The following is a 26,016-nucleotide window of genomic DNA, read 5'->3' as shown; positions in this document are numbered from 1 at the left end:
TTCGCACCGCTGAAAAATAAACTTCAAAAAACCGTAAAGTGCTTTTTTCCTTAATGGGTTTTGCGGTATTACGAAGACAGACCGCCGAACCCTGCATCACAGGTGGCGTCTTCGACAGACTCTCCACCTGTGCGCAGGTCCTGCTCCTTGATGTGGGAATCCGGCGGCCTTTTCGCGGCGCAGCACCGTCCAGGTATTGCGTTGTCAGGCTCCCAAAAAGGTGACCGAGTATGGATGAACAAGGACGCAGCACCTCTTCCAATCAGCCAATCCTTTATGTGCTCGATACCAACGTACTGATCCACGATCCAAACGCTCTGCTGAATTTCGAAGAACACCGTGTCGCCATTCCCATGACCGTGCTGGAGGAACTGGACAAACTCAAGGATGGCAAGCAGACCGTCGCTGCCGAATGCCGGCAGGCCATCCGCCTGATCGACAAGACCCTGGGCGATGCATCGCCGGCCGTGGTCGAATCCGGCGTGCCGATCATGCGCGTCAGCGGCAACACCAAGGGCTTTCTGTCCATTCTGATGGACAAGCGTCCCGAGCCCTCGAACCTGCTGCCGCAGAACCTCAACGACAACATCATCATCAACCAGTTGATCGACCTGCACACACGTCACCCCGACCTGAGCGTGATTCTGGTCACCAAAGACATCAACATGCGCCTCAAGGCGCGCGCCTGCGGGATTGCCGCCGAGGACTACAGCACCGATCAGTTGGTGGACGACGTATCGCTGCTTTCGCGTGGCTATCACAACGTGACCGGCTCGTTCTGGGACCGCGTGAGCAAGGTCGAGACGCGCCAGGACCATGGCCGCACCTGGCACCGGGTGCAGTTGAGCGAAGTGCTGCCATCGGTGCACATGAACGAGTTCATCATCGACGAGCAAGGCTTCGTCGGCTGGATCAAGGGCATCAAGGACGACGAGCTGATGATCCTCGACCTGCACCAGGAGCCCTTGCTGCATCAGGAAGCCTGGGGTCTCAAGCCGCGAGACATCTACCAGGGGCTGGCCCTGTTCGCCCTGCTGGACCCGGACATCCATCTGGTCAACCTCTCGGGCGCAGCGGGGTCGGGCAAGACCATCCTGGCCCTTGCCGCGGCCATCGAGCAGACCATGGTGACCAAGCGCTACCGGCGCATCATTGCCACCCGCAGCGTGCAGGGGCTCGACCAGGAAATCGGTTTCCTGCCCGGTACCGAGGCGGAAAAGATGGAGCCTTGGCTGGGCGCCATCACCGACAACCTCGAAGCCTTGCACATGGAGGATGAAAATACCCACGGCAGCGTCGACTACATCCTGAGCAAGGTGCCGTTGCAGTTCAAATCCCTCAACTACATTCGAGGCCGCAGTTTCCAGCAAAGCCTGATCCTGATCGACGAGTGCCAGAACCTGACCCCGCATCAGATGAAAACCATCATCACCCGTGCCGGTGCCGGTTCCAAAGTGATCTGCCTGGGCAACCTGGCGCAGATCGACACCCCCTACCTGTCGGCCCCCAGTTCCGGGTTGACCTATCTGACGGAGCGTTTCAAGGACTTCCCCCAAGGCGTGCACATCACCCTGCAGGGTGTACCGCGGTCGATCCTGGCCGAGTACGCCGAAAGCCACCTGTAGGTCAACAACCCTGCGCAAACGGACTCGCTATCGGTGCCTGGGCACCGACAGTGAGCCTAGCCTTCGAATTCATGAGGGATCTCCCGCGGGCCTTCCTGCAGAACGAACCGGTAGGAACGCCCGGTTTTCTTTTCGAACGACAGCGTTTTGCCCGGCCGGATGTGATGCTTGGTGGGCGGGGCACAGTGCTGTCCGTTGCGATCGCAGTCGTTGAAATGATCCAGTACCACCGTGGCGTTGCCTTTGTTCGGGATCGTGAAGCGCTCGGCCTCGTGCAGCACTTCGATGGCGTAGGTGGTCTGCGCCGGCTTGACGAACATCACCGCGCCATAGCCGGCAAGGATGCTCACCCCGGCCGACAGCGCCTCATTGTACTGCTGGGCTTGCTCGCTGGTGAGGCCGAAGCCGTCGCCGGTTTCCGGAAGGACCGGAATGAAACGCAGGCGAAAGTAGCGTTCGGCCTGGCGTTCGCCCCGGTACAGCAGGCGCACCTGCTGCATGCCATTGGGCGGCACGATCACCCGGGCTGGGCTGGCGATCAGGGTGCGCTGTTCGGCCGGCAGGCCATCCAGAGGCACTTCGGTCACGGTGCCGTCGGCGGCGTAGACCAGCTCGGCCACGCTGACCTTGACGAACGCTGCCGTGTCACCGCTGTTGTAGATGCGCTTGAGCGAGGTGCTGCGGTTGCCGTCGAAGTATTCGTAGAGGCTGCCGATGTTCAGCTGCGGTGCGGCCCAGGCGTCGAACGTCGTCAGGCCGAGCAGTAGCGCGAGGTATTTCATGGAAGGCTCCTCAAGGGTTGGCGTCATAGATGATGGTGACCCACCCGCTGTATCGGGCGCCGGGGTAGCGCAGCATCTCGACAGCATCGTCACTGCTGACATCGAAATGCAGCGTGCCCGGGGCATTGCTGGCGGTACCTGTGGGCACGATGGTCTTGGCATTTGCGATACGGTCTAGCAGAGGCAGACGATCCACCGGTCGTCCGGCGTAGCCAAACCCGCCTGGCAGCGAAATGGCGACGTTGACCGGCACGTAATGATCTGTGGTCTGGTTTTTGAGCCTGCATAGATTTCGATTGGTGTCGTGCTCGCACGCCAGGTAGACCTTGAAGGCACTGCCGGCCCACAGGCGCAGCGGTGAGTCGTGATACAGCCGCACCGGCGCCTTGCTGGTGTTCATCACACTGGCCCAGCTGCCTTGGGGAACAAGCCTGATTTCGGTGCCGTGGGCCGGAAAGTCGACACGCATTTCATGCATTACCTTGAAGCTGATGCGCACGCGGAAATGATCGGTACTGGCGTCCAGGATATTGCCGAAGTCGAAGTCCTGGCCCAGCCCCACACGGTAGTCGGCAATGCCTTCCCAGTCGCCGGGGGCCAGTGAGCCCACCGTAGGGAACTCGGGCCTTACCGAGATACCGGTGTTGGTGAATTCCGAGTCCTCCACGTTCGGATTGGCAGACTTGGTCGAAAAACAGGGAGCCGGGTTGGTGCTGTTCATGACATACCAGAGAAACCGCGAATAGCCCGGGCCACCGCCCAGACTGCCAAATACACCGCAGCCACTGGGAGCGCCGTTGACGACCGTCTCGTGCACCCAACTGACCCGCTGGCTGAACTGGTAGAAGGACAGGAACATGGTGGCGGTTTCGCCAGTGAGCTGGTTCTGCAGGGTAATGGCGCGCCGCGCGGGCAAGCGCACGTAGACCTTGTCGCGCGCATCGGGTGAGTTCACATCCACCCGTTTGCGATAGGTAATGGGCAGGTTGGTCGACCATGAGGTCGCGCAGAAACTGCCCATTCCAAAATGCGCGCAATAGTCGGCCCGGGGTGTCGTATTGACGAACCGGGTGCCGTCGATGCGGGCAGTGAAGGCTATCTCGTTGGCCGTAGCCTGGGGTGTGAAGGGCAGGGCCAGCAGCAAGGTGGCTGCCAGGGCGCGAAGCATGTTCATCCTGCATCTCCTTCATGATGGGTGCCGGTTGCCGCGAGGTTGTCTGGGCTGCACTGTTGATCGCCCACCATCAACACTTCGTTTTCACGCTGGGCGTTCTTCTCGTCGAGCTTGAGGAAACACAGGCGTGCGCCACTGCGGCGCACCTCCAGGGTGGGCGTGGATTCGCTCATTTCCACGGCGAAGAAACCGTCCGCCTCGCTCAGGCTGCGGCTGGCATGATTGATGACCATGGCACCCTTGATCGGCGCACCACCGGCATCGAGCAGACGCCCCAGCACGGTCATCGTGCGCATGATGCGCACTTTCTGGTAGGTCACTGCGCCACGGTTGAGGTGGTAACTGAAGCTCGACGGCTGGATCACCGCGGCATGGGCTTCCAGGCCTTCGAAGTCCATCAGCACCTGGCCCGGTCGATAGGCGCGCAACGGCAGGATATTGCGCCCTGGCCGCAGTGTGGCGCTGGGGCCCTGCAGGCTGTCGGCGCGCACGCGCAGGTTGTCCAGGTCGGATTCGACGTCGACGATCATGCCGGCTTCGTAGGGTTGGAAATCACCACTGATGGCGGCTTTGCCGGCCCCCACGGCGACGGTGCTTTCCAGGTTCAGGCCGCCACTGACGGCGTGGTCGTAGGACGAGTTCTGCACATAGGCATCGCCGTACACCATGCTGTTCTGGAACTGCACATTGGCCGCCAGGGCGGCCCCGTAGCGATCGCCGGTGAGGGTGCCGGCGACGTTGCGCAGGGTGTGATGCTCCAGGCTTTGCTGGTAGGTCACCGAGACGTTGCGATCGCGACTGCCGTCCAGCGCCGTGCGGCTACCCAGGGTGGCGGACAGGCGTCGCCCTTCCTGCCCCAGGCTCATGCTCAGGGTGAAATTGACCCCACGATTGCGGGCGCCGTCGGTGGCGAGCGTGCCGGGACGGTCGAACACCGAGGCACGCCAGTTGGCGTCCGAGCCCATCAGTTTGCCGTGGTACACCAGGCCCAGGTCCACGGAGGTGCCGGCGTAAAGACCGTCGTCGCGGGCGATGCGGGTATGGGTGCTGAAGCGCCGATCCATTCGGTGCTGCCAGGACAGTGAAGTCTGGATGACCTGTTGGCCCGGTCGCGGCTCGCGTTCGCCGCGCAGTCGTGGGTAGCGCTGCCAGCTCTGGTTGCGGCTCAGCACCAGGTTGCCGGCACGGTAGTTCCACAGCGCCTGCAGGTCGTAACCCTGGCCGTGTTGATCGGTGTGATACACATTGGCGTACAGCTTGGTGCTTTGCAGGGCGTCCCAGTCGGCGGAAAGCCCGTATTGGGTGTAGTCGCCCACGCGCTGCAACGAGCTGCCGAGCACCACCCGCGAGTGCGCCAGGTAGTTGAGCAGCACACCGCTGCTGAGGCTGTCATCGCTGTCTTCTTCCCAGTTGCTGAGCAAGGTGCGGCGCTGGCCCAGATAGAGGTTGTAGCGCCATGGCTGGTCGGGGTTGCTCCAGTTCGACGGCTTGTAGATGAATGCTTCGTTGCTGGCGGTTGTCTGCCCATCCTCGATCAGGCGCACTTCGACGTCATAAATGCCGCCGGGCAGCACTTTGGTATCGATGGCTTGCAAGCCCGGTTGCACCGGCTGGCTGTTGATCAGCACGCCATTGCGGTAGATCTCCACCACGCCCGGGCGGTTCGGAGTGACATAGATGGGGGTGGCGCTGGGGGTGGCGTTGTCCACGGCCAGGCTGTCGCTGCTGCCGTACATGACACCCAGGGCGGTCAGGGGCGTGTCGCCCAGCAGGCGCGGCTGGCGGGTCAGGCCCTGGGCATCGGGCATGAAATAGCCGAGGCGATAGAAGTGGCCCTGATCCACGCGCTCGGCGTAGAGCTGGTCGACACGATGGCGGGTACCGTAGCGGTCGTCGTCACTGCGATCGGCCTGCAGTTGGGCCAGGGTGGTCCAGTCACCGAGGCTGCCTTGGCCCTGCAGCGCGTAGCGCCCGACTTGTTCGAAGCGTCCGGCGGAAATGTTCAGCTGATTGCGCAGAATCATGCCGTGACTGCCGTGCTCGGGCAGGGCGTGATAGCGTTGGTCTTGCGCAGTGCGTTCCACCGTACGGGTAAGAATGGACAGGCGCGAGTCGTACAGGCTGTAGTGCAAAGCCACCAGGTCGTCGCGGCAGCTCTGCGTGCAGTTGCCCAGCGGCACGGGGTCGGCCAGGTAGTCGGCCCATCGCTGGCGCAGCGGATCGGGCGCACGGCCTTCTTCGTCCGCGGTGAACTCGATCAGTTGCACGCGCTCCTGGCGGTCCAGGGTGATCAGCGCTTCACCCAGGCCGCGTCCATCCAGATCGACGTGCACGGCCAGCGGCACGTCGTAGAAATGCTCGTTGAACTCTCGTGGCAACCCCTGGGCCTGGCTCGACAGGGCCGTAGTGGCGATGTTCGTGTTGCCTGTCACGGTGGTCGGGGACAGTGCCACCAAGGACAGCAGGCCCAGCGCCAAAGGGCTGGTGAACACCGTTGGGGTGATTCTAGTCATGGTTGTCACACAGGCAGAGGTCGCCCTGCCGGGCACACGGGTGCCCGGCGGGGCAACGTTCAGAACACGGGGTTTGAAACGAGGTCAGACCGGATCAGGCGTTTCGAAGACCAGGTTGACGGTGCCCTGGTAGGCACCCGGAACGTAACCGGCAGATGGCTTGGCGCCGGCGGTCACCAGAAAGTCGACCACGGTGCCGGCAGCGGCATCGGCTACGTTGGCGACGATTTCAGAGCTGGTGCTCAAGGCCTGGTTGCCCACCTTGACGTTCAGACCAATGGAGTTGGACCCGCTGGTCATGGTCGGGCTGTTGAGCAGTTTGGCCTTGATGGCCCCGCTGGTGCTTTTCATGGTCAGTTGCTTGCGGATCGGCTCCAGGCTGCCGTCCACCGGCTTGAAGCTCATGTTCTGTGGCTCGTTCATCCAGTTGCCACCCAGTGGCTCTACGATGAATTTGTCGGTGGGCACGGTAGCGGTCACGGTCACGGTGTGATCGATACGCTGGTCGGCCATGGCACTGCCGGTGAACAGCAGGGCCAGTGGCAGCGCGAGGACTGAAGATTTCATTGGGTACGACTCCTTGATTTCGATGTGAGCAGCAGGTGCGCGCTGCTGGTCGAACCGACCTTGGGCTGAGGTTCTTCGGGTCGGTTGGCAGCGCGAGGGAGAATTGTGCCGGGCGCAGGGCGGTCAAAAAGTCGGACGGTTCCCAAACTTTGTGGGATCCGTCCTACAACGCGACGCTCGAGGTTTTGTGCAACGCAGCTGTTCCGGGGCTACAATCGTCGCTTCTGGAACAGGAGCAAGGCAGTGCTGACTCATCTCGATTCCCAAGGTCGCGCCAACATGGTCGACGTCACCGACAAGGCCATGAGTTCCCGCGAAGCGGTGGCCCAGGCGCGTATCCGCATGCTGCCGCAGACCCTGCAGATGATCGTCGAGGGTGAGCATCCCAAGGGCGATGTCTTCGCCGTGGCGCGCATCGCCGGCATTCAGGCAGCGAAGAAAACCAGCGACCTGATTCCGCTCTGTCACCCGCTGATGCTCACCAGCGTCAAGGTCGAACTGGCCGCCGACGGCGCGGACGCCGTGCTGATCACCGCTCGCTGCAAGCTGGCCGGGCAGACCGGGGTCGAGATGGAAGCGCTGACGGCGGCCAGCGTGGCGGCCCTGACCATTTACGACATGTGCAAGGCGGTCGACCGCGGCATGGTCATCGAACAGGTGCGCCTGCTGGAGAAACAGGGCGGCAAGAGCGGGCATTTCAAGGCGGACGCTTCATGAACTACACCGTGTTGTATTTCGCCCGCTATCGCGAGCTGCTGGGCACGGGCGAGGAAGTGGTAACGGGTGAATTCGCCAGCGTCGACGCGTTGCGCGAATTTCTCATCCTGCGCGGCGACCGCGAGGTACTCGCGGAGAAAGGCCTCATGTGTGCGCGCAACCAGGAGATGTGCGGGCTGGCCGAACCTTTGTTCGATGGCGATGAAGTGGCATTCTTTCCCACCGTGACCGGAGGTTGAGATGAGTGTTCGCGTGCAACATGAGCCGTTCGACCCCGGCGCTGAACTCAATGCCCTGCACCAGGCCAACACCGGCGTGGGCGCCGTGGTGAGCTTTGTCGGCTACGTGCGCGATTTCAACGACGGGCTGGAAGTGCGCGGGATGTTGCTGGAGCATTATCCGGGCATGACCGAAAAAGCCTTGGACAAGATCATCTTCGAGGCGGCGCAGCGCTGGCCGTTGCTCAAGCTTGCGATACTGCACCGGGTGGGCGCGTTGGCGCCGGGCGAGCCGATCGTGTTCGTCGGCGTGGCCAGCGCCCATCGTCAGGCGGCGTTCCAGGCGTGCGACTTCGTCATGGACTATCTCAAGACCCGGGCGCCGTTCTGGAAAAAGGAGAACACCGAAGATGGCCCGCGCTGGGTGCAGGGACGCGAGAGCGACGAGGCAGCAGCGCAGCGCTGGGAGTGATTGTCCGCTCATGCGCTGAGGCAGGTTGGAACGCGGTGCGGCTTTCGCGGCCACGGACCGCTCCTACAGGGGGCTTGAGTACATCCGTAGGAGCGGCCATCGGCCGCAAAGAGGGCGGCGCGGTTAGGCCGCTAAATCGCGGTGCGGCTTTCGCGGTCGCGGACCGCTCCTGCAGCGGTCAAGGGTGCTTGCGTTCGACGGGTTTCAGCAGCTCGGCGGACGGCATTTCGAAGTTGATCTTGCGACCCAGCAACGCCTCGATCGAAGGGAGCTGATAGGAGTCGTCTTCGCCGGCGAAGCTGATCGAGACACCGCTGCTGCCGGCCCGGCCAGTACGCCCGATGCGGTGAACGTAGTCGTCCGGTACTTCGGGCAAGGTGAAATTGATTACATGGCTGATGCCGTCGATGTGGATGCCGCGGCCCGCCACATCGGTGGCCACCAGCACGCGAATCTTGCCTTCGCGGAACCCTTCCAGGGTTTTGATGCGCTTGTGCTGCGGCACATCACCAGACAGTTGCGCGGCATTCACGCCATCGCGCACCAGGCGCTCTTCGATGCGGCGGACTTCGTCCTTGCGGTTGGCAAACACGATGACGCGCTCCCAGTCGTTGCTGGTGACCAGGTTGTAGAGCAGTTTGTATTTGTCGCTGCCAGCCACTGCATACACATGCTGCTCGACGCTTTCGCTGGCCACGTTTTCCGGCTCGATCTCGACGATGGCCGGGTCGGTGGTCCACTGCTGGGCGAGGTTCATCACGTCTGCGGTGAAAGTGGCGGAGAACAGCAGGGTCTGGCGTTCCTGTTTGGGTGGCGTCTGGCGGATGATCTGGCGCACCTGGGGTATGAAGCCCATGTCGAGCATGCGGTCGGCCTCATCGAGCACCATCACCTCGACCATGTCCAGGTGCACTTCGCCGCGCTGGTTGAAGTCCAGCAGGCGGCCGGGGGTGGCAACCAGGATGTCGCAATGGCGTGCTTCGAGCTGCTTGAGCTGCTTGTCGAAGTCCATGCCGCCGACGAACGTCATCACGTTCAGGCCGGTGTACTTGGTCAGGTCCGCGGCGTCCTTGGCAATCTGCACCACCAACTCACGGGTCGGCGCGATGATCAGCGCTCGCGGCTCGCCCATGAAGCGCTCCTTGGGCGGAGGGGTCTGCTGCAGTTGGGAGATGATCGACACGAGGAAGGCAGCGGTCTTGCCGGTGCCGGTCTGGGCGCGGCCGATGGCGTCGCGGCCCTCGAGCGTGTAGCCCAGCACCTGGGCCTGGATCGGTGTGCAGTACGGAAAACCCAGGTCGTGGATGGCGTGCATCAGCTCGTCGGTGAGCGCGAAGTCGTGGAAGCGTGTCTTGCCTTCCTGCGCTTCCACCTGAAAATCGGTACGGCTCCAGGCAGGCGCGACAGGTTTGGGCTGACGGACCCGCACAGGCTTTTCATCGGCGATCACGGTCGGTGCGGGTGCTTCGGGTTCGGGGCTGACGCTGGGGGCTGGCGCAACGGCGGCCGGCTGGGTCGATGCGTGGGTGTCGACGGGTAGGACGCGGGTGGCGCCAGTGTCGGCTGCAAGGGGTTGCGCCTCGCTTTTGCCGAACATCTTCTTGAGTGCTTTGAGCACAGGCTTCTCATCGATTGGTTGAGGAATGAACGTCAGGCAGTGTAATGCAAGAATCGAGCGCGACGATAGAAGAGTGGTGGGGGCGTACGGTGACCGCTGTGTGGCCGGTACTGCGCGGCGCCTGCTTCGCGGCCGATGACCGCGCCTACGAGACGACCGCGAACCTATGTAGGAGCGGCCCGCGGCCGCGAAGGGTGCGCTGCGGTTCGCCGGGCACACCGCGGCGCCTGCTTCGCGGCCGATGACCGCTCCTACGAGTCGACCGCGAACCTACGTAGGAGCGGCCCGCGGCCGCGAAGGGTGCGCTACGGTTCGCCGGACACACCGCGGCGCCTGCTTCGCGGCCACAGGTCGCGCCTGCGGATGTGCAAGGTGTCAGTGCAACCGTTCGGCCAGCCAGTCGCCGATGTCGGCGATCTCTTGCGGTAACACTTGGTGACCCATGGGGTATTCCTGCCACGCTGCGTCCACGCCCCAGCGTTTGAGGTATTCATAGGCGCTGCGGCCCATGGCGTTGATCACCACTTCGTCATTCTGCCCGTGCAGGCACAGCGCCGGCGTGCGCTGCTGGCTGGCGGCCAGTTCGATCTGCTCGTCGAAAGTCGGAGCGTAGGTCGACAGCGCCAGCACTCCCCCAAGCGGACCCTGCCAAGTGATATAGGCCGTATGTAGTGCCACCGCGCCACCCTGGGAAAAGCCTGCGATGAAGATCCTTTCCGGCGGGATGCCGCTGGCCTGCTGCTCCTCGATCAGCCCGCAAAGCATCTGCGCAGACGCCTCCAGCTGGCCTTGGTCGATGGCCCGTGCAGGACTCATGGCAATGATGTTGTACCAGCTGGGCATGGCGTAGCCGCCATTGATCGTCACTGCGCGAGTGGGTGCCTGCGGCAGTACGAAACGTGTTCCCTGCAATCGTTGCTGCAAGGCTTCCGCCACGGGCAGGAAGTCATATCGGTCAGCGCCCAGGCCATGCAGCCAGATGACACAGGCGTCGACGCTGTTGTCGGGTTCGATGATCAAGGGGTCGGTCATGGTTGCTCCGTTGTGGGGCGCCCGCTCTGTTTGAGTGCAGTGCGACGAGGCGCGATGGTGCGATCTCTGAAGAAGATGTCGCAAGGCTACAAGTTTTTCTATTGACGTGCATTTAAACGCTGATGCGATTCACTATGGTACGACGCTTGCTATGTAACTGGCGTAATACCAGCATCGTCATCGGCGGTAACACTATAGAACCGTTATGGACTGACGCAGAGCAGTCAACGACGATGCGGAAAAATTTGCCGATGATCACCAGAGACGCCGCAGACCACTGCGTCGAACCTTGCGGGGAGCGGGGGCAAGCGTTGCATATCCCGGTCGGGCCATCCGGTCGGTCGGGTTCATCACTTGTATTGCGATTGATGCTTTGACCCAACAACAAGCCGACACGGGTCGACAGCGCCTCATTTAGGTGCAGCGCAATTCAAGCTCGGACACAACAAGAGCAACTGGAGGTTTTGAATGAAGATGTTGAAATCCACCCTGGCTGTACTGACCGCTGCGACCGTTCTGGGCGTAAGCAGCTTCGCTCAGGCGGGTGCCACTCTGGACGCCATCCAGAAGAAAGGTTTCGTACAGTGCGGCGTCTCCGACGGCCTGCCTGGTTTCTCCGTTCCTGATGCTTCGGGCAAGATCGTCGGTATCGACGCCGACGTCTGCCGCGCTGTCGCCGCTGCCGTGTTCGGTGATGCTACCAAGGTCAAGTTCAGCCAACTCAATGCCAAGGAGCGCTTCACTGCGCTGCAGTCCGGTGAAATCGACATTCTGTCGCGCAACACCACCTGGACCAGCTCCCGCGATGCGGGCATGGGCATGGTCTTCGCCGGCGTCACCTACTACGACGGCATCGGCTTCCTGGTGAACAACAAGCTGGGCGTGAAAAGTGCCAAGGAACTGGACGGCGCCACCATCTGCATCCAGGCCGGTACCACCACCGAGCTGAACGTGTCCGACTACTTCCGTGGCAATGGCCTGAAGTACACCCCGATTACCTTCGACACCTCCGACGAAAGCGCCAAGTCCCTGGAAGGCGGCCGTTGCGACGTATTGACCTCCGACAAGTCGCAGCTGTTCGCCCAGCGCAGCAAGCTGGCCGCGCCGAACGATTACGTCGTCCTGCCGGAAACCATCTCCAAGGAGCCGCTGGGCCCAGTGGTACGCCGCGGTGATGAAGACTGGCTGGCGATCGTCAAGTGGACCCTGTTCGCCCAGCTCAACGCTGAAGAGGCAGGCGTGACTTCGAAGAACGTCGAAGCCGAAGCCAAGGCTACCAAGAACCCTGACGTGGCACGCCTGCTGGGCGCCGATGGCGAATACGGCAAGGATCTGAAACTGCCGAAGGATTGGGTCGTGCAGATCGTCAAGCAGGTCGGCAACTACGGCGAGATGTTCGAGCGCAACCTGGGCGCGAACACCCCGCTGAAGATCGATCGTGGCCAGAACGCTCTCTGGAACGCTGGCGGTATCCAGTACGCACCTCCGGTGCGCTGATCGGCCCGGCGCCTGACGGCACGTTGCCGTCGGGCGCTGTTCTCCATCTCTCCTGGGGCTTTCCATGCAAAATCAAATCGGCGCACCCAAGCAGGGGTTATCCCTGACTGATCCACGTGTGCGTGCGTGGCTTTTCCAGATCATCACCATTGTGGCGGTGGTCGGTATGGGCTGGTTTCTGTTCGACAACACACAGACCAACCTGCAACACCGGGGCATCACTTCCGGCTTCGACTTCCTTGAACGCAGTGCCGGCTTCGGCATTGCCCAACACCTGATCGACTACACCGAATCGGACAGCTACGCGCGCGTGTTCCTGATCGGCCTGCTCAATACCTTGCTGGTGTCGATCATCGGCATCATCCTGGCGACCGTGCTGGGCTTCGTGATCGGCGTGGCGCGACTGTCGCCCAACTTCATGATCAACAAGCTGGCGACCGTCTACATCGAGGTGTTCCGCAACATCCCGCCGCTGCTGCAGATCCTGTTCTGGTATTTCGCGGTGTTCCTGACCCTGCCGGGTCCGCGCGCGGCACATGGTTTCATGGACAGCTTCTACGTCAGCAGCCGTGGCTTGAACATGCCGGCCGCGCTGGCCGCGCCAGGCTTTTGGCCATTCGCTATCAGCGTGGTGGTAGCCATCGTGGGCGTCGTACTGATGTCCAAGTGGGCCACCAAGCGCTTCGAGGCCACCGGCCAGCCGTTCCACAAGTTCTGGGTGGGCCTGGCGATCATCATCGTATTGCCGGCCCTGTGCGCGCTGATCTTCGGCACGCCGGTGCATTGGGAAAAACCCGAGCTCAAGGGCTTCAACTTCGTCGGTGGCTGGGTATTGATCCCGGAACTGTTGGCCTTGACCCTGGCCCTGACCGTGTACACCGCGGCGTTCATTGCCGAGATCGTGCGCTCGGGCATCAAGTCGGTCAGCCACGGCCAGACCGAAGCGGCCCACTCGCTGGGGCTGCGCAACGGTCCGACCCTGCGCAAGGTGATCATCCCGCAGGCCCTGCGCGTGATCATTCCGCCACTGACCAGCCAATACCTGAACCTGGCGAAGAACTCTTCCCTGGCCGCCGGTATCGGTTACCCGGAAATGGTTTCGCTGTTCGCCGGTACCGTGCTCAACCAGACGGGGCAGGCGATCGAAGTCATTGCCATCACCATGAGCGTGTACCTGGCGATCAGTATCAGCATTTCCCTGCTGATGAACTGGTACAACAAGCGCATTGCGCTGATCGAACGGTGAGGATGAGCGCATGACGACCCATATTTTCAAACCCGACCAGCCACCACCGAGCAAAGTCTTCGGACCTGTCGCGTGGATGCGCCGGAACCTGTTTTCCAGCTGGCTCAACACGCTGCTGACCCTGCTGTCGCTGTACCTGATCTGGCTGATCGTGCCGCCGCTGTTGAGCTGGTCGATCTTCGACGCGAACTGGGTCGGCACCACCCGTGCCGACTGCACCAAGGAAGGCGCCTGCTGGGTGTTCATCCAGCAGCGTTTCGGTCAGTTCATGTATGGCTATTACCCGCCCGAACTGCGCTGGCGCGTCGATCTGACCGTGTGGCTGGCAGTGCTGGGGGTGGCGCCGCTGTTCATGTCGAGGTTCAAGCGCAAGGCGGTCTATGGCATCGGCTTCCTGGTGCTGTACCCGGTCATCGCCTACTTCCTGCTGCACGGCGGCGCGTTCGGCATGCCGACCGTGGCAACCAGCCAGTGGGGTGGCCTGATGCTGACCCTGGTGATCGCTACCGTGGGCATCGCTGGCGCCTTGCCGCTGGGGATCCTGCTGGCGTTGGGCCGGCGTTCGAAGATGCCGGCGGTGAAGGTGGTCTGCGTGACCTTCATCGAGTTCTGGCGCGGCGTGCCGTTGATCACCGTGCTGTTCATGTCTTCGGTCATGCTGCCGCTGTTCCTGCCCGAGGGCATGAACTTCGACAAGTTGCTGCGGGCGCTCATCGGGGTCATCCTGTTCCAGTCCGCCTATGTAGCCGAAGTGGTGCGCGGTGGCATGCAGGCGATTCCCAAGGGGCAGTACGAGGCGGCCTCGGCCATGGCGCTGGGCTACTGGCGCAGCATGGGCCTGGTGATCCTGCCGCAGGCCTTGAAGATGGTCATCCCGGGCATCGTCAACACCTTCATTGCATTGTTCAAGGACACCAGCCTGGTGATCATCATCGGCCTGTTCGACCTGCTCAACAGCGTCAAGCAGGCGGCAGCCGACCCGGCATGGCTGGGCATGGCAACGGAGGGCTACGTGTTCGCGGCCCTGGTGTTCTGGATCTTCTGTTTCGGTATGTCCCGCTACTCCATGCATCTGGAGCGCAAGCTGGACACTGGCCACAAGCGTTAGGAGCTTAATCATGAGTGAAGCGATCAAGAAACCGGCGGGCGCACCGGGCATCATCCAGATGCAAGGCGTGAACAAGTGGTACGGCCAGTTCCACGTGCTCAAGGACATCAACCTGAACGTGGCCCAGGGCGAGCGCATCGTCCTGTGCGGGCCCTCGGGCTCGGGCAAGTCGACCACCATCCGTTGCCTGAACCGCCTGGAAGAGCATCAGAAGGGCACCATCATCGTCGACGGCGTGGAGCTGACCAACGATCTCAAGCAGATCGAGACGGTACGGCGCGAAGTGGGCATGGTGTTCCAGCACTTCAACCTGTTTCCTCATCTGACCATCTTGCAGAACTGCACGCTGGCGCCGATGTGGGTGCGCAAGATGCCCAAGCGCCAGGCCGAGGAAATCGCCATGCATTACCTGGAGCGCGTGCGCATCCCGGAGCAGGCGCACAAGTTCCCCGGCCAGCTGTCCGGTGGCCAGCAACAGCGCGTGGCCATTGCGCGGGCGTTGTGCATGAAGCCCAAGATCATGCTGTTCGACGAACCGACTTCGGCGCTCGATCCGGAAATGGTCAAGGAAGTACTCGACACCATGATCGGCCTGGCTGAAGACGGTATGACCATGCTCTGCGTGACCCACGAAATGGGCTTCGCGCGCACCGTGGCGAACCGGGTGATCTTCATGGACAAGGGCGAGATCGTCGAACAGGCCGCGCCGAACGACTTCTTCGACAACCCGCAGAGCGACCGGACCCGGATGTTCCTGAGCCAGATCCTGCACTGATTGCCGTTTGCGGCACACGAAAAACCCGGGCCTGTGCCCGGGTTTTTTCGTTACTGGCCTGACACACCGCGGCGCCTGCTTCGCGGCCGATGACCGCTCCTACGGGGAATGTGGGAACGGTGTAGGAGCGGTCCGTAGCCGCGGAGGGTGCGCTGCGGTTCGCCGGATACACCGCGGCGCCTGCTTCGCGGCCGATGACCGCTCCTACGGGGAATGTGGGAACGGTGTAGGAGCGGTCCGTGGCCGCGGAGGGTGCGCTGCGGTTCGCCGGATACACCGCGGCGCCTGCTTCGCGGCCGATGACCGCTCCTACGGGGAATGCGGGAACGGTGTAGGAGCGGTCCGTGGCCGCGAAGGGTGCGCTGTGGTTTCGATGGCACACTGCTGGCTGGGCATTTGCCATTGCTGGCAATACGCTCTACGCTTCCTCGTTCAAAGCCGTATCAAGAGACCATCAGGCGTTCGCGTTCTGGCAATGGTCCGCACTTTCGTTTCTGGACCCTTATGCCTACTGCCAACTGTACCGCTTCGAGCAGCGACGTCGTGACGCCGTTGCATAAACCCTGGTTGCTGATCCTTGGCCTGGTGCTGGTGGCGCTGAACCTGCGTCCGGCCTTGTCGAGCATGGCGCCTTTGCTCGCGCAGGTCTCGGCCAGTCTCGGCCTGAGCGGCTCGACGGCCGGCCTGCTGACCACGCTTCCGGTTCTGTGCCTGGGTCTGTTCGCACCCTTGGCGCCTCTGCTGGCACGGCGTTTCGACAGCGAACGGGTGGTCTTGGGTGTGTTGCTCGTGCTGGCCGCCGGCATTGCCCTGCGCAGCCAATTAGGGGTGTGGGGATTGTTCATCGGCAGCCTGGTGGCCGGCGGCAGCATCGGGATCATCGGCGTGTTGCTGCCTGGCATCGTCAAGCGCGACTTCGCCCGACAGGCCGGGACGATGACCGGCGTCTACACCATGGCGCTGTGCCTGGGGGCAGCGCTGGCCGCCGGTTCCAGCGTTCCCCTCAGCCAGTATTTCGATGACAGCTGGCGCATCGGTCTGGCGTTCTGGATGGTGCCTGCATTGCTGGCGGCCGTGTTCTGGCTGCCCCAGGCGCGGCAAAAGCACGGCGTCCAGCGTGTCCGCTATCGTGTCAGTGGCTTGTTCCGCGATCCCTTGGCCTGGCAGGTCACGCTGTTCATGGGCTTGCAGTCGTCGCTGGCCTACATCGTCTTTGGCTGGCTGCCGTCGATCCTGATCGGCCGGGGCTTGTCTGCCGCCGAGGCAGGACTGGTCATGTCGTTCTCGATCATCGTGCAGTTGCCCAGCGCACTCACTGTGCCTTGGCTGGCCACCCGCGGTCGTGATCAGCGCTTGCCGATTGTCGCGGTGATGGCGATGAGTCTGGCCGGTTTGTTCGGCCTGCTTTACGCACCATTGAGCGGGATATGGGGCTGGGCGATCGTGCTCGGGCTGGGGCAGGGCGGTGTGTTCGCCTTGGCGCTGACCTTGATCGTGCTGCGTTCACGAGACGCCCATGTGGCAGCCAACCTGTCGAGCATGGCTCAAGGTGTGGGCTACACCATCGCGTCGATGGGGCCCTTCGCGGTAGGGTTGGTGCACGACATGACGGGCGGCTGGAGCGCAGTGGGCTGGGTGTTTGCCGTGATTGGCATCGCCGCCACGGCGGCAGGCATGGGGGCCGGGCGTACGCTGCATGTGCGTGCGGTGGCGACGAAGGTGGAATGATGCCGCGGGTTTGCCTACAGGCGTTGCTGAATCAATGACCGACATCACGCCACCCAAGCCCTGGTATGTCTACCTGGTCCGCGCGGCGAATGGCTCGCTCTACTGCGGCATCAGCGACGACCCGCAGCGCCGTTTCGCCAAGCACCAGAGTGGCAAGGGCGCGCGTTTTTTTCTCTCAAGCCCGGCAGTGGCATTGGTGTACTACGAAACCTGGCCCAGCAAAGGTGAAGCGCTGCGCCACGAGCGGCTGATCAAGCGCCTGCGCAAAGTTGCCAAGGAGCATCTGGTAGCGTCTTTCCGCCCCCTGTAGCAGCGGCGCGAGCCGCGTCCGGTGGCACCGCGTCCATTCAGGCACAGCGCATACACCGCCGACGCGGCTTGCGCCGCTGCTACAGAGCACGCAATCCCTGTAGCAGCGGCGCGAGCCGCGTCCGGTGGCACCGCGTTCATTCAGGCACAGCGCATACACCGCCGACGCGGCTTGCGCCGCTGCTACAGAGCACGCAATCCCTGTAGCAGCGGCGCGAGCCGCGTCCGGCCGTATCGTGTTCATTCAGGCACAGCGCATACACCGCCGACGCGGCTTGCGCCGCTGCTACAGAGCACGCAATCCCTGTAGCAGCGGCGCGAGCCGCGTCCGGTGGCACCGCGTCCATTCAGGCACAGCGCATACACCGCCGACGCGACTTGCGCCGCTGCTACAGAGCACGCAATCCGTGTAGCAGCGGCGCGAGCCGCGTCCGGTGACAGCGCGCTCATTCAGGCACAGCGCATACACCGCCGACGCGGCTTGCGCCGCTGCTACAGAGCACGCAATCCCTGTAGCAGCGGCGCGAGCCGCGTCCAGCCGTATCGTGTTCATTCAGGCACAGCGCGAATACCGCCGACGCGGCTTGCGCCGCTGCTACAGAGCACGCAATCCCTGTAGCAGCGGCGCGAGCCGCGTCCGGTGGCAGCGCGTTCATTCAGGCACACCGCATACACCGCCGACGCGGCTTGCGCCGCTGCTACAGGGGTATGTGCTCTGCGCGCGGGCGAGTAAGCTGTGAGCTTTCCCACCCTGCTGGAGCCGATATGTCCGACTTGATCCTGCATCACTATCCGACCTCGCCGTTCGCCGAAAAGGCCCGCCTGATGCTCGGCTTCAAAGGGCTCGCATGGCGCTCGGTACTGATCTCGCCGATCATGCCCAAACCCGATCTGACGGCGTTGACCGGTGGCTACCGCAAGACCCCGGTGTTGCAGGTGGGCGCCGATGTGTATTGCGACACGGCCCTGATCGCTCGCCGTCTGGACCAGGAAAAAGCCTTCCCGTCGCTGTTGCCCCAAGGCCAGGAACTGACTGTCGCCACCTTCGCCGCCTGGGCCGATTCTGTGCTGTTCCAGCATGCGGTCAGCCTGGTATTTCAACCCGAGTCCATCAGTGCCCGTCTGGCGCGCCTGCCGGAAGACGCTGCCAAGGCGTTCATCGCCGATCGCATGGCGCTGTTCCAGGGTGGTACGGCCACTCGTTTGTCGGTCGAGCAGGCCAAGCACCAGTGGCCGACGTTCATGACGCGCCTGGAACAGCAACTGCAGGACGCAGAAGGCGACTACCTGTTTGGCGAACCTACTCTGGCAGATTTCTCCATGGCCCACCTGTTGTGGTTTCTCAAGGGCACGCCGGTCACTGCACCGCTGGTGGATATCTATCCCGCCATTCATGCCTGGCTGGGCCGCGTGCTGGGCTTTGGCCACGGCACCTACAGTGACCTGAGTGCCGATGAGGCGCTGGCGATAGCCAAGGCTGCTACTCCAGCCGCCTTGCCTACGGAAACGTTCGAAGACCCCAATGGGTTCAAGGCTGGTGATCAGGTAAGCGTGGCGGCAGTGGACTATGGCGTCGATCCCGTGCGGGGAGAGTTGTTGTTTGCCGGGGCCGAGGAATTGATCATCAGGCGCGAAGACGAGCGCGCCGGCGTGGTGCATGTGCATTTCCCACGCGTCGGTTTTGCCCTCGCGAAGCAGTAACGGCCTTACGTTCAGCGCGTTACACCGCGGCGCCTGCTTCGCGGCCGGTGACCGCTCCTACGGGGTGCAGGCGCACCGCTGTAGGGTCAGGTCAGTCCTTGCGGCGTTTGAGTTGATCGGTCAGTTGGGAGGGCAGGCCCTTGATGATCAAGGTGCCGGCCTCTTCATCGTATTCGATCTTGGAACCCAGCAAATGGGCTTCGAAACTGATCGACAGCCCCTCGGCGCGCCCGGTGAAGCGGCGAAACTGGTTGAGGGTGCGCTTGTCCGCCGGGATCTCGGGCGACAAACCGTAATCCTTGTTGCGGATATGGTCATAGAAGGCCTGCGGGCGCTCTTCATCGATCAAGCCCGACAACTCCTTCAACGTCACCGGCTCGCCCATCTTGCTCTGACTGGTGGCGTAGTCCACCAAGGTCTGGGTTTTCTCCCGTGCGGACTCTTCGGGCAGGTCTTCGCTTTCGACGAAGTCACTGAAGGCCTTGAGCAATGTCCGCGTTTCTCCCGGACCGTCGACGCCCTCCTGGCAGCCGATGAAGTCGCGGAAATATTCTGAGACCTTCTTGCCGTTCTTGCCCTTGATGAACGAGATGTACTGCCGCGACTGCTTGTTGTTCTGCCACTCCGACAGGTTGATGCGGGCCGCCAGATGCAACTGCCCCAGGTCCAGGTGCCGCGACGGTGTGACGTCGAGCTCGGAGGTCACCGCCACGCCTTCGCTGTGGTGCAGCAGCGCAATGGCCAGGTAATCGGTCATGCCCTGTTGGTAGTGCGCGAACAGCACATGCCCGCCTGTGGACAGATTCGATTCTTCCATCAGTTTCTGCAGGTGCTCGACGGCCGTGCGGCTGAACTGGGTGAAGTCGCGACCCTCGTCCAGGTAGTCCTTGAGCCAGCCGCTGAAAGGGTGCGCGCCGGACTCGGCATGGAAGAAGCCCCAGGCCTTGCCCTGCTTGGCGTTGTAGCTTTCATTGAGGTCGGCAAGCAGATGTTCGATGGCGCTGGACTCGGCCAGCTCGCTGTCGCGCGCGTGAAGCACGGCGGGTGTGCCGTCGGGTTTCTTGTCGATCAAATGGACGATGCAGTGACGGATCGGCATGGGCTTCTCGGCTGGTCTGTTTGACGGGCACGGTGGACGTGGCGGGCCGTGCGGCAAAGGGGCGAAGTGTAACGTAGATAGGGGTTTTACGGCTTGCTGGTGACGGGCGCGTGCGCTGAAACGACGAAATCGTCTACTTTTCGGCCAAACCCATGATAAAGCTGAATAAAAGGACCGCTTGTGGCGGATATTTGTCTGGCTCTGTGCTAGTTTTGCCCGGTCTTGCGGCCCACAAGGCCGTGAAGCCCCGCAGAGAGCGGCTTTCGAGTCGAACCAAACGCCATTCTGGGTATCTACAATGGCGATTGGCATGACCGAAACGTGAGCCCCGGCGGACGTCGCACGCCCGGCTCCGACTTACGCTGCACTTTGCAATCCAATTGAATTTGATAGGGAAGGTACACCACCATGGCATTAACCAAAGACCAACTGATCGCCGATATCGCTGAAGCTATCGACGCGCCGAAAACCACCGCGCGCAACGCTATCGAGCAGCTGGGCCAGATCGTTGCCGATCAATTGGAAAATGGCAACGAGATCACCTTGCCTGGTATCGGCAAGCTGAAGATCACCGAGCGTCCTGCCCGTACCGGCCGTAACCCTTCGACCGGCGCTGCCATCGAAATCGCTGCCAAGAAAGTCGTCAAGTTCGTCCCAGCCAAAGTGCTGACCGATTCCGTCAACAAGTAATTGTAACGGCTCGACGAACCGTGCCGCGGGTCAACCCGGGCGCGGTTTTTTTGTGCCCGCGGAATGTACCCAACCCTGTGGGAGCGGGCTCTGCCCGCGAAGGGCGCGCCGCGGTACGCCTGATACACCGCAGCGCCTGTTTCGCGGCCGATGGCCGCTCCTACGATGTTTGTAGTGAGGTAAACCAGCTGTTACGCGCCTGTTCGGGCAGGAAGGTCCAGGCGACGAAGCGGCTTTGCTTCTGGCCCTGACCCATTTTCACCACGCGTACCTGCGCCGCCTGGACCTTGCCCAGGGTCGCCTGGATGGCCGCAAGGTTGGAAGCCTTGGACACCAGCGTAGAAAACCACAACACCTGCTTGCCCAGCGCCACGCTTTCGTTGATCAACTGGGTCACGAAGCGAATCTCGCCCCCTTCACACCACAGCTCGTTGTTCTGCCCACCGAAGTTCAGCACCGGCAGCTTGCGCTTGGGATCGGCCTTGCCCAGTGCACGCCATTTGCGCTGGCTACCACGCGTGGCATCCTCCAGCGAAGCATGGAACGGTGGGTTGCACAGGGTCACGGCGAACCGTTCCTCGGCGCCTATCAGTCCCTGCAGAATCTGCCGTGGCTGGCCCTGCAGGCGCAGAGTGATGGCCTTGCCCAGCTTGTTCGCCTGGACGATGGTATTGGCCGAAGCCAACGCCACCGGGTCTATGTCGGACCCCACGAACTGCCAGCGATAGTCACTGTGCCCCAGCAATGGATAGATGCAGTTGGCGCCCACACCTACATCCAGTGCCTTGACCGCAGTGCCTCTGGGAATCTCTGCTCCGTTGCTTTCGGCCAGCAGGTCCGCCAGGCGATGCAGATAATCGGCGCGCCCGGGGATGGGCGGGCAGAGGTAACCCGCCGGAATATCCCAGTGCCGAATGCCGTACAACGCTCCGAGCAGGGCCCGATTGAATACCTTCACCGCTGCCGGGTCGGCGAAGTCGATGCTTTGCTTGCCATACGGGTTGAGAATGACGAACCGGGCGAGGTCCGGGTGGGCCTTGATCAGTTGCGGGAAATCGTAGCGGCCCTGGTGGCGATTGCGCGGGTGCAGGGTGGGTTTTTGCGGGGTGGACATGGGGAGGTTACCGGTGAGGCTGCCGGCCTCTTCGCGGGCAGAGCCCGCTCCCACAGGGATCTACTGGGTTGCATAGATCTCTGTGGGGGCGAGCAGCGCCCGTGATGAGGCCCGCAAGACGAATTACAGGCTGGCGATCCGCGCGTGCTGTTCGGCCAGCTTGGTCAATGCCTGTTCGGCTTCGGCCAGTTTGGCGCGCTCTTTGTCGATGACGGCGGGAGGCGCCTTGTCGACGAAGGCCGCATTGGACAACTTGCCGCCCACGCGTGCCACTTCACCATTCAGACGCTGGATCTCCTTGTCCAGACGCGCCAGTTCGGCGTCCTTGTCGATCAGGCCTGCCATGGGCACCAGCACTTCCATCTCGCCGACCAGCGCGGTGGCACTGAGAGGCGCCTCCTGGCCATCGGCAAGCACAGTGATGGATTCCAGCTTGGCAAGCTTGCGCAGCAAGGCATCGTTCTCCTGCAGGCGACGCTGGTCCTGGCTGCCGGTGTTCTTGAGGAACAGGGCCAGCGGCTTGCCTGGACCGATGTTCATCTCTCCACGAATGTTGCGCACGCCCAGCATCAGGCCCTTGAGCCACTCGATGTCGTCTTCGGCCGCCGTATCGATGCGGCTTTCGTTGGCCACCGGCCAAGGCTGCAGCATGATCGTCTTGCCCTGCACACCGGCGAGCGGCGCCAGGCGCTGCCAGATTTCTTCGGTGATGAACGGCATGAACGGATGCGCCAGGCGCAGGGCCACTTCAAGCACGCGCACCAAGGTGCGGCGAGTACCGCGCTGACGCTCGATCGGAGCGTTTTCGTCCCACAGCACAGGCTTGGACAGCTCCAGGTACCAGTCGCAATACTGGTTCCAGATGAACTCGTAGAGCGCCTGGGCGGCCAGGTCGAAACGGAACTGGTCGAGGTGCCGGGTCACTTCGGCTTCGGTGCGCTGCAGTTGCGAGATGATCCAGCGATCGGCCAGCGACAGCTCGTAGGCTTCGCCGTTCTGGCCGCAATCCTCGCCCTTGTCGAGCACGTAGCGCGCCGCGTTCCAGATCTTGTTGCAGAAGTTGCGATAGCCTTCGACGCGGCCCATGTCGAACTTGATGTCGCGACCGGTGGACGCCAGCGAACAGAAGGTGAAGCGCAAGGCGTCGGTGCCGTAGCTGGCAATGCCGCCTTCGAACTCGTCGCGGGTCTGCTTTTCGATCTTCTTCGCCAGTTTGGGCTGCATCAGGCCGCTGGTGCGTTTTTCCACCAGGGCTTCGAGCTCGATACCGTCGATGATGTCCAGCGGGTCAAGCACGTTGCCCTTGGACTTGGACATCTTCTGGCCTTGGCCGTCACGCACCAGGCCATGTACGTAGACGGTCTTGAACGGCACCTGCGGCGTACCGTTTTCGTCCTTGACCAGGTGCATGGTCAACATGATCATCCGGGCGACCCAGAAGAAGATGATGTCGAAACCGGTGACCAGCACGTCGGTGCTGTGGAATTTCTTCAGGAATTCGGTCTGTTCCGGCCAGCCCAGGGTGGAGAAGGTCCACAGGCCCGAGCTGAACCAGGTATCCAGTACGTCGTTGTCCTGGTTGAGCGTCACGTCGGCGCCCAAGCCGTGCTTGCTGCGCACTTCGGCTTCGCTGCGGCCGACATAGACCTTGCCGGACTCGTCGTACCAGGCTGGAATGCGATGGCCCCACCAGAGCTGGCGGCTGATGCACCAGTCCTGGATGTCACGCATCCAGGAGAAATACATGTTTTCGTACTGCTTGGGTACGAACTGGATGCGTCCGTCTTCCACGGCAGCGATGGCTGGCTCCGCCAAAGGTTTGGTGGACACGTACCACTGGTCCGTCAGCCAAGGCTCGATGACCGTACCGGAGCGATCACCCTTCGGCACTTTCAAAGCGTGGTCGTCGACACTGACCAGCAGGCCGGCGGCGTCGAACGCGGCGACGATCTGCTTGCGTGCCTCGAAGCGGTCCAGGCCGGCGTATTCGCCGGGCAAGGTGCCGTCCACGCTGTCGTTCAGGGTCCCGTCGAGGTTGAACACCTGGGCACTGGCCAGCACCTGGGCATTCTTGTCGAAGATGTTGAGCAGCGGCAGGTTGTGGCGCTTGCCGACTTCGTAGTCGTTGAAATCGTGGGCCGGGGTGATTTTCACGCAACCGGTACCGAACTCAGGGTCGCAATAGTCATCCGCGATGATCGGAATGCGACGGCCCACCAATGGCAGTTCGACGAACTTGCCGATCAAGGCCTGGTAGCGCTCGTCGTTCGGGTTCACCGCGACGGCGGCGTCACCGAGCATGGTTTCCGGACGCGTGGTGGCGACGATCAGGAAGTCATTGCCCTCGGCAGTTCTGGCGCCGTCTGCCAGCGGGTACTTGAGGTTCCAGAGGAAACCCTTTTCGTCGTGGTTTTCCACTTCCAGGTCGGAGATCGCCGTGTGCAGCTTGGTGTCCCAGTTGACCAGGCGCTTGCCGCGGTAGATCAGGCCGTCTTCGTGCAGGCGCACGAACGCTTCCTTGACCGCTTCGGACAGGCCGTCATCCATGGTGAAGCGTTCGCGGCTCCAATCGACCGATGAGCCGAGGCGGCGAATCTGGCGGCTGATGTTGCCACCGGACTGGTCTTTCCATTCCCAGATCTTTTCCAGGAATTTTTCCCGGCCCAGATCATGGCGATTCAGCCCCTGGGCTTCGATCTGACGCTCGACCAGCATCTGCGTAGCGATGCCAGCGTGGTCGGTGCCAGGCTGCCACAGGGTGTTGCGGCCCTGCATGCGACGAAAACGGATCAGCGCGTCCATGATGGCGTTGTTGAAGCCATGGCCCATGTGCAGGCTGCCAGTCACGTTCGGCGGCGGAATCATGATGGTGTAGGAGTCGCCGGCACCTTGCGGGGCGAAATAGTTCTCGGCCTCCCAGGTCTGGTACCAGGAAGTTTCGATAGCGTGCGGCTGGTAGGTCTTATCCATGCGCGGCGGGACCCTATAAGGCATTTATTCAAAGAAAGCCGGGAAGTATAGCGGGGATATGGCGGCTATGGGAGGGACGCGCACCCTGTAGGAGCGGTCGGTGGCCGCGAAAGGCGCGACCAGGTATGTCTGACACACCGTAGCGCCTGTTTCGCGGCCGATGACCGCTCCTACGGTGGTAGGCGAGCGGTCCGTGGCCACGAAGGCGCGGGGGAGGGTATCAGCCCTGGTTGAGCAACCTTTCCATGCGCGCTTCGAGGCGGCGCTTGATTTCGGTTTCGATGTGAGGCGCGAAGTCGTCGATCACATCCTGCATGATCAACTGGGCCGCGGCGCGCAGTTCGGCGTCCAGGTGCAGCAAGGTATCCTGGCGATTCTGCGCCGGGCTGGGTGCCGCTGCCGGTTCCGACGGCAGGGCCGCCGGTGCAGTGGCCACGGGTTCGTCGTGCAGTTCGAACAGCAACGGCACCTCGGGCTCGCTGCGAACCACGGCGTCGGTCAGCAACGGTGGTTGCAGAGTGTCGTCGCCGAGCAGCTTGCGAATCGACTCGAGGTCGTCCAGCAGGTGTACGGATTTGGGCAAAGGCTTGGTGTTGTTGTCCATCTTGGGCTCAAAGTCGCGATAAGCGGTGGTCTTGCAGAGAATAGCCTTGTTCACGGTAGAAACGAAAACTCTCCCGGGCGGCCTGACGAATAGCAGGGTCTTCGACGACGATTTCGGCGACGCGCGCGAACTGGCTGGCAAAGCCTGGAACGTTCAAGGCCAGATTGATCAGGAGATCGTCATGGCCTGCCGCCTGGGCTGCGATGCCCAATGTGACGGGCGCGTGAGGGCCATCCTCTTCAAGGCTGTGGGGCACGAAGCTTTCACCCTTGAAACTCCACAGGCGTGCGTCCAGTGCCTCGCGCTGGGCAGCGTCGGTGCAATGAACGTACACCCGGTGACCCAACCGCCAGGCTTTCTCGGCCAACTTGCAGGCGAAATCCAGGCGAGCCGCGGGCAGGGGAGTGGGCAGAACGTAGAAGTCGACTTGGGGCATGGTGTGTTCCTGGTGCTTGAG

General features: G+C 62.4%; 23 protein-coding genes. 12 read left to right on the top strand and 11 right to left on the bottom strand.

The features are described 5' to 3' along the window. Nucleotides 1-230 precede the first annotated feature (230 nt). Entirely contained in the window at nucleotides 231-1,625 is a 1,395-nt protein-coding gene (locus IFT76_RS07350; protein ID WP_122479643.1) for a PhoH family protein, read from the top strand. Nucleotides 1,626-1,681: 56 nt separating this feature from the next. Here the strand turns inward: IFT76_RS07350 and IFT76_RS07345 are convergent, their stop codons facing one another. From IFT76_RS07345 to IFT76_RS07330, 4 genes are all read right to left on the bottom strand, one after another. After that, complete coding sequence (locus tag IFT76_RS07345; RefSeq protein ID WP_192057729.1) at nucleotides 1,682-2,407, bottom strand: molecular chaperone; 726 nt, start codon at nucleotides 2,405-2,407, stop codon at nucleotides 1,682-1,684. A 10-nt stretch (nucleotides 2,408-2,417) separates the two neighbouring features. Continuing rightward, nucleotides 2,418-3,581, bottom strand: a complete 1,164-nt coding sequence (locus tag IFT76_RS07340) for a hypothetical protein (protein WP_192057728.1) — start codon at nucleotides 3,579-3,581, stop codon at nucleotides 2,418-2,420. Beyond that, nucleotides 3,578-6,094, bottom strand: coding sequence for a TcfC E-set like domain-containing protein (locus IFT76_RS07335; RefSeq protein ID WP_192057727.1), 2,517 nt, complete (start codon nucleotides 6,092-6,094; stop codon nucleotides 3,578-3,580). Before IFT76_RS07335 ends, IFT76_RS07340 begins: the two co-directional genes overlap by 4 nt. Before the next feature lie 84 nt (nucleotides 6,095-6,178). Next, nucleotides 6,179-6,661 (bottom strand): CS1 type fimbrial major subunit, encoded by a 483-nt coding sequence (locus IFT76_RS07330; protein WP_122479639.1) that lies wholly within the window; start codon nucleotides 6,659-6,661, stop codon nucleotides 6,179-6,181. Between the two features lie 243 nt (nucleotides 6,662-6,904). Between IFT76_RS07330 and moaC the strand changes: the two genes are divergently transcribed. From moaC to moaE, 3 genes are read left to right on the top strand one after another with little or no spacing between them, the layout of a single operon-like run. Next, the gene (moaC, locus tag IFT76_RS07325; protein ID WP_192057726.1) at nucleotides 6,905-7,378 is read left to right on the top strand and encodes a cyclic pyranopterin monophosphate synthase MoaC; all 474 of its coding nucleotides are present in this window, start codon (nucleotides 6,905-6,907) and stop codon (nucleotides 7,376-7,378) included. Further along, nucleotides 7,375-7,617 (top strand): MoaD/ThiS family protein, encoded by a 243-nt coding sequence (locus IFT76_RS07320; protein ID WP_185794119.1) that lies wholly within the window; start codon nucleotides 7,375-7,377, stop codon nucleotides 7,615-7,617. The genes moaC and IFT76_RS07320 overlap by 4 nt, the downstream gene beginning before the upstream one ends. 1 nt (nucleotide 7,618) lies before the next feature. Beyond that, on the top strand, nucleotides 7,619-8,068 hold the full coding sequence (gene moaE, locus IFT76_RS07315; RefSeq protein ID WP_122479636.1) for a molybdopterin synthase catalytic subunit MoaE: 450 nt from the start codon (nucleotides 7,619-7,621) through the stop codon (nucleotides 8,066-8,068). A gap of 178 nt (nucleotides 8,069-8,246) precedes the next feature. Here the strand turns inward: moaE and rhlB are convergent, their stop codons facing one another. After that, nucleotides 8,247-9,686, bottom strand: coding sequence for an ATP-dependent RNA helicase RhlB (rhlB, locus tag IFT76_RS07310; RefSeq protein WP_192057725.1), 1,440 nt, complete (start codon nucleotides 9,684-9,686; stop codon nucleotides 8,247-8,249). A gap of 375 nt (nucleotides 9,687-10,061) precedes the next feature. Further along, on the bottom strand, nucleotides 10,062-10,718 hold the full coding sequence (locus tag IFT76_RS07305) for an alpha/beta hydrolase (protein ID WP_192057724.1): 657 nt from the start codon (nucleotides 10,716-10,718) through the stop codon (nucleotides 10,062-10,064). Nucleotides 10,719-11,186: 468 nt separating this feature from the next. On the opposite strand from IFT76_RS07305, the gene IFT76_RS07300 reads away from it, so the two are divergent. The 7 genes from IFT76_RS07300 (at nucleotide 11,187) to IFT76_RS07270 (ending at nucleotide 19,082) form a co-directional block, all read left to right on the top strand. Then, nucleotides 11,187-12,215: an amino acid ABC transporter substrate-binding protein gene (locus IFT76_RS07300; protein ID WP_122479633.1), complete on the top strand. Its 1,029-nt coding sequence runs from the start codon at nucleotides 11,187-11,189 to the stop codon at nucleotides 12,213-12,215. Nucleotides 12,216-12,279: 64 nt separating this feature from the next. Next, the gene (locus IFT76_RS07295) at nucleotides 12,280-13,461 is read left to right on the top strand and encodes an amino acid ABC transporter permease (protein WP_122479632.1); all 1,182 of its coding nucleotides are present in this window, start codon (nucleotides 12,280-12,282) and stop codon (nucleotides 13,459-13,461) included. Between the two features lie 10 nt (nucleotides 13,462-13,471). After that, nucleotides 13,472-14,569: an amino acid ABC transporter permease gene (locus tag IFT76_RS07290; RefSeq protein ID WP_043186351.1), complete on the top strand. Its 1,098-nt coding sequence runs from the start codon at nucleotides 13,472-13,474 to the stop codon at nucleotides 14,567-14,569. A 10-nt stretch (nucleotides 14,570-14,579) separates the two neighbouring features. Further along, nucleotides 14,580-15,344, top strand: a complete 765-nt coding sequence (locus tag IFT76_RS07285; RefSeq protein WP_043186354.1) for an amino acid ABC transporter ATP-binding protein — start codon at nucleotides 14,580-14,582, stop codon at nucleotides 15,342-15,344. 504 nt (nucleotides 15,345-15,848) lie between these two features. Next, nucleotides 15,849-17,072: an MFS transporter gene (locus tag IFT76_RS07280; RefSeq protein ID WP_192057723.1), complete on the top strand. Its 1,224-nt coding sequence runs from the start codon at nucleotides 15,849-15,851 to the stop codon at nucleotides 17,070-17,072. A gap of 34 nt (nucleotides 17,073-17,106) precedes the next feature. Beyond that, nucleotides 17,107-17,382, top strand: a complete 276-nt coding sequence (locus tag IFT76_RS07275) for a GIY-YIG nuclease family protein (RefSeq protein WP_192053484.1) — start codon at nucleotides 17,107-17,109, stop codon at nucleotides 17,380-17,382. Nucleotides 17,383-18,146: 764 nt separating this feature from the next. Continuing rightward, nucleotides 18,147-19,082: a glutathione S-transferase family protein gene (locus tag IFT76_RS07270; RefSeq protein WP_192057722.1), complete on the top strand. Its 936-nt coding sequence runs from the start codon at nucleotides 18,147-18,149 to the stop codon at nucleotides 19,080-19,082. A gap of 91 nt (nucleotides 19,083-19,173) precedes the next feature. Here the strand turns inward: IFT76_RS07270 and yejK are convergent, their stop codons facing one another. Then, complete coding sequence (gene yejK, locus IFT76_RS07265; protein WP_192057721.1) at nucleotides 19,174-20,181, bottom strand: nucleoid-associated protein YejK; 1,008 nt, start codon at nucleotides 20,179-20,181, stop codon at nucleotides 19,174-19,176. Nucleotides 20,182-20,589: 408 nt separating this feature from the next. Here yejK and IFT76_RS07260 point away from each other — a divergent pair, with 408 nt between their 5' ends. Further along, the gene (locus IFT76_RS07260; RefSeq protein ID WP_122479627.1) at nucleotides 20,590-20,871 is read left to right on the top strand and encodes an HU family DNA-binding protein; all 282 of its coding nucleotides are present in this window, start codon (nucleotides 20,590-20,592) and stop codon (nucleotides 20,869-20,871) included. 160 nt (nucleotides 20,872-21,031) lie between these two features. On the opposite strand, the gene rlmF is transcribed toward IFT76_RS07260, so the two are convergent. The 4 genes from rlmF to IFT76_RS07240 form a co-directional block, all read right to left on the bottom strand. Then, nucleotides 21,032-21,985, bottom strand: coding sequence for a 23S rRNA (adenine(1618)-N(6))-methyltransferase RlmF (gene rlmF / locus IFT76_RS07255; protein ID WP_192057720.1), 954 nt, complete (start codon nucleotides 21,983-21,985; stop codon nucleotides 21,032-21,034). A 123-nt stretch (nucleotides 21,986-22,108) separates the two neighbouring features. Beyond that, entirely contained in the window at nucleotides 22,109-24,955 is a 2,847-nt protein-coding gene (locus IFT76_RS07250; RefSeq protein ID WP_122479625.1) for a valine--tRNA ligase, read from the bottom strand. A 220-nt stretch (nucleotides 24,956-25,175) separates the two neighbouring features. After that, nucleotides 25,176-25,559, bottom strand: coding sequence for a DNA polymerase III subunit chi (locus tag IFT76_RS07245; RefSeq protein WP_122796079.1), 384 nt, complete (start codon nucleotides 25,557-25,559; stop codon nucleotides 25,176-25,178). Between the two features lie 7 nt (nucleotides 25,560-25,566). Beyond that, complete coding sequence (locus tag IFT76_RS07240; protein WP_192057719.1) at nucleotides 25,567-25,995, bottom strand: DNA polymerase III subunit chi; 429 nt, start codon at nucleotides 25,993-25,995, stop codon at nucleotides 25,567-25,569. Nucleotides 25,996-26,016 lie beyond the last annotated feature (21 nt).

This window comes from Pseudomonas sp. CFBP 13727, assembly GCF_014841915.1.
Classification (GTDB): Bacteria; Pseudomonadota; Gammaproteobacteria; order Pseudomonadales; family Pseudomonadaceae; genus Aquipseudomonas; species Aquipseudomonas baltica.
This window is presented reverse-complemented; position numbering and strand designations above follow the sequence as displayed.

Coding starts and splice junctions, on each gene's coding strand:
- IFT76_RS07290 (WP_043186351.1), top strand. CDS start 13,472: ATGACGACCCATATTTTCAAACCCGACCAGCCACCACCGAGCAAAGTC.
- IFT76_RS07275 (WP_192053484.1), top strand. CDS start 17,107: ATGACCGACATCACGCCACCCAAGCCCTGGTATGTCTACCTGGTCCGC.
- rlmF (WP_192057720.1), bottom strand. CDS start 21,985: ATGTCCACCCCGCAAAAACCCACCCTGCACCCGCGCAATCGCCACCAG.
- IFT76_RS07350 (WP_122479643.1), top strand. CDS start 231: ATGGATGAACAAGGACGCAGCACCTCTTCCAATCAGCCAATCCTTTAT.
- IFT76_RS07295 (WP_122479632.1), top strand. CDS start 12,280: ATGCAAAATCAAATCGGCGCACCCAAGCAGGGGTTATCCCTGACTGAT.
- IFT76_RS07280 (WP_192057723.1), top strand. CDS start 15,849: ATGCCTACTGCCAACTGTACCGCTTCGAGCAGCGACGTCGTGACGCCG.
- IFT76_RS07285 (WP_043186354.1), top strand. CDS start 14,580: ATGAGTGAAGCGATCAAGAAACCGGCGGGCGCACCGGGCATCATCCAG.
- IFT76_RS07345 (WP_192057729.1), bottom strand. CDS start 2,407: ATGAAATACCTCGCGCTACTGCTCGGCCTGACGACGTTCGACGCCTGG.
- IFT76_RS07250 (WP_122479625.1), bottom strand. CDS start 24,955: ATGGATAAGACCTACCAGCCGCACGCTATCGAAACTTCCTGGTACCAG.
- IFT76_RS07305 (WP_192057724.1), bottom strand. CDS start 10,718: ATGACCGACCCCTTGATCATCGAACCCGACAACAGCGTCGACGCCTGT.
- yejK (WP_192057721.1), bottom strand. CDS start 20,181: ATGCCGATCCGTCACTGCATCGTCCATTTGATCGACAAGAAACCCGAC.
- IFT76_RS07260 (WP_122479627.1), top strand. CDS start 20,590: ATGGCATTAACCAAAGACCAACTGATCGCCGATATCGCTGAAGCTATC.
- IFT76_RS07330 (WP_122479639.1), bottom strand. CDS start 6,661: ATGAAATCTTCAGTCCTCGCGCTGCCACTGGCCCTGCTGTTCACCGGC.
- IFT76_RS07320 (WP_185794119.1), top strand. CDS start 7,375: ATGAACTACACCGTGTTGTATTTCGCCCGCTATCGCGAGCTGCTGGGC.
- IFT76_RS07300 (WP_122479633.1), top strand. CDS start 11,187: ATGAAGATGTTGAAATCCACCCTGGCTGTACTGACCGCTGCGACCGTT.
- IFT76_RS07270 (WP_192057722.1), top strand. CDS start 18,147: ATGTCCGACTTGATCCTGCATCACTATCCGACCTCGCCGTTCGCCGAA.
- IFT76_RS07335 (WP_192057727.1), bottom strand. CDS start 6,094: ATGACTAGAATCACCCCAACGGTGTTCACCAGCCCTTTGGCGCTGGGC.
- IFT76_RS07245 (WP_122796079.1), bottom strand. CDS start 25,559: ATGGACAACAACACCAAGCCTTTGCCCAAATCCGTACACCTGCTGGAC.
- IFT76_RS07340 (WP_192057728.1), bottom strand. CDS start 3,581: ATGAACATGCTTCGCGCCCTGGCAGCCACCTTGCTGCTGGCCCTGCCC.
- moaE (WP_122479636.1), top strand. CDS start 7,619: ATGAGTGTTCGCGTGCAACATGAGCCGTTCGACCCCGGCGCTGAACTC.
- IFT76_RS07240 (WP_192057719.1), bottom strand. CDS start 25,995: ATGCCCCAAGTCGACTTCTACGTTCTGCCCACTCCCCTGCCCGCGGCT.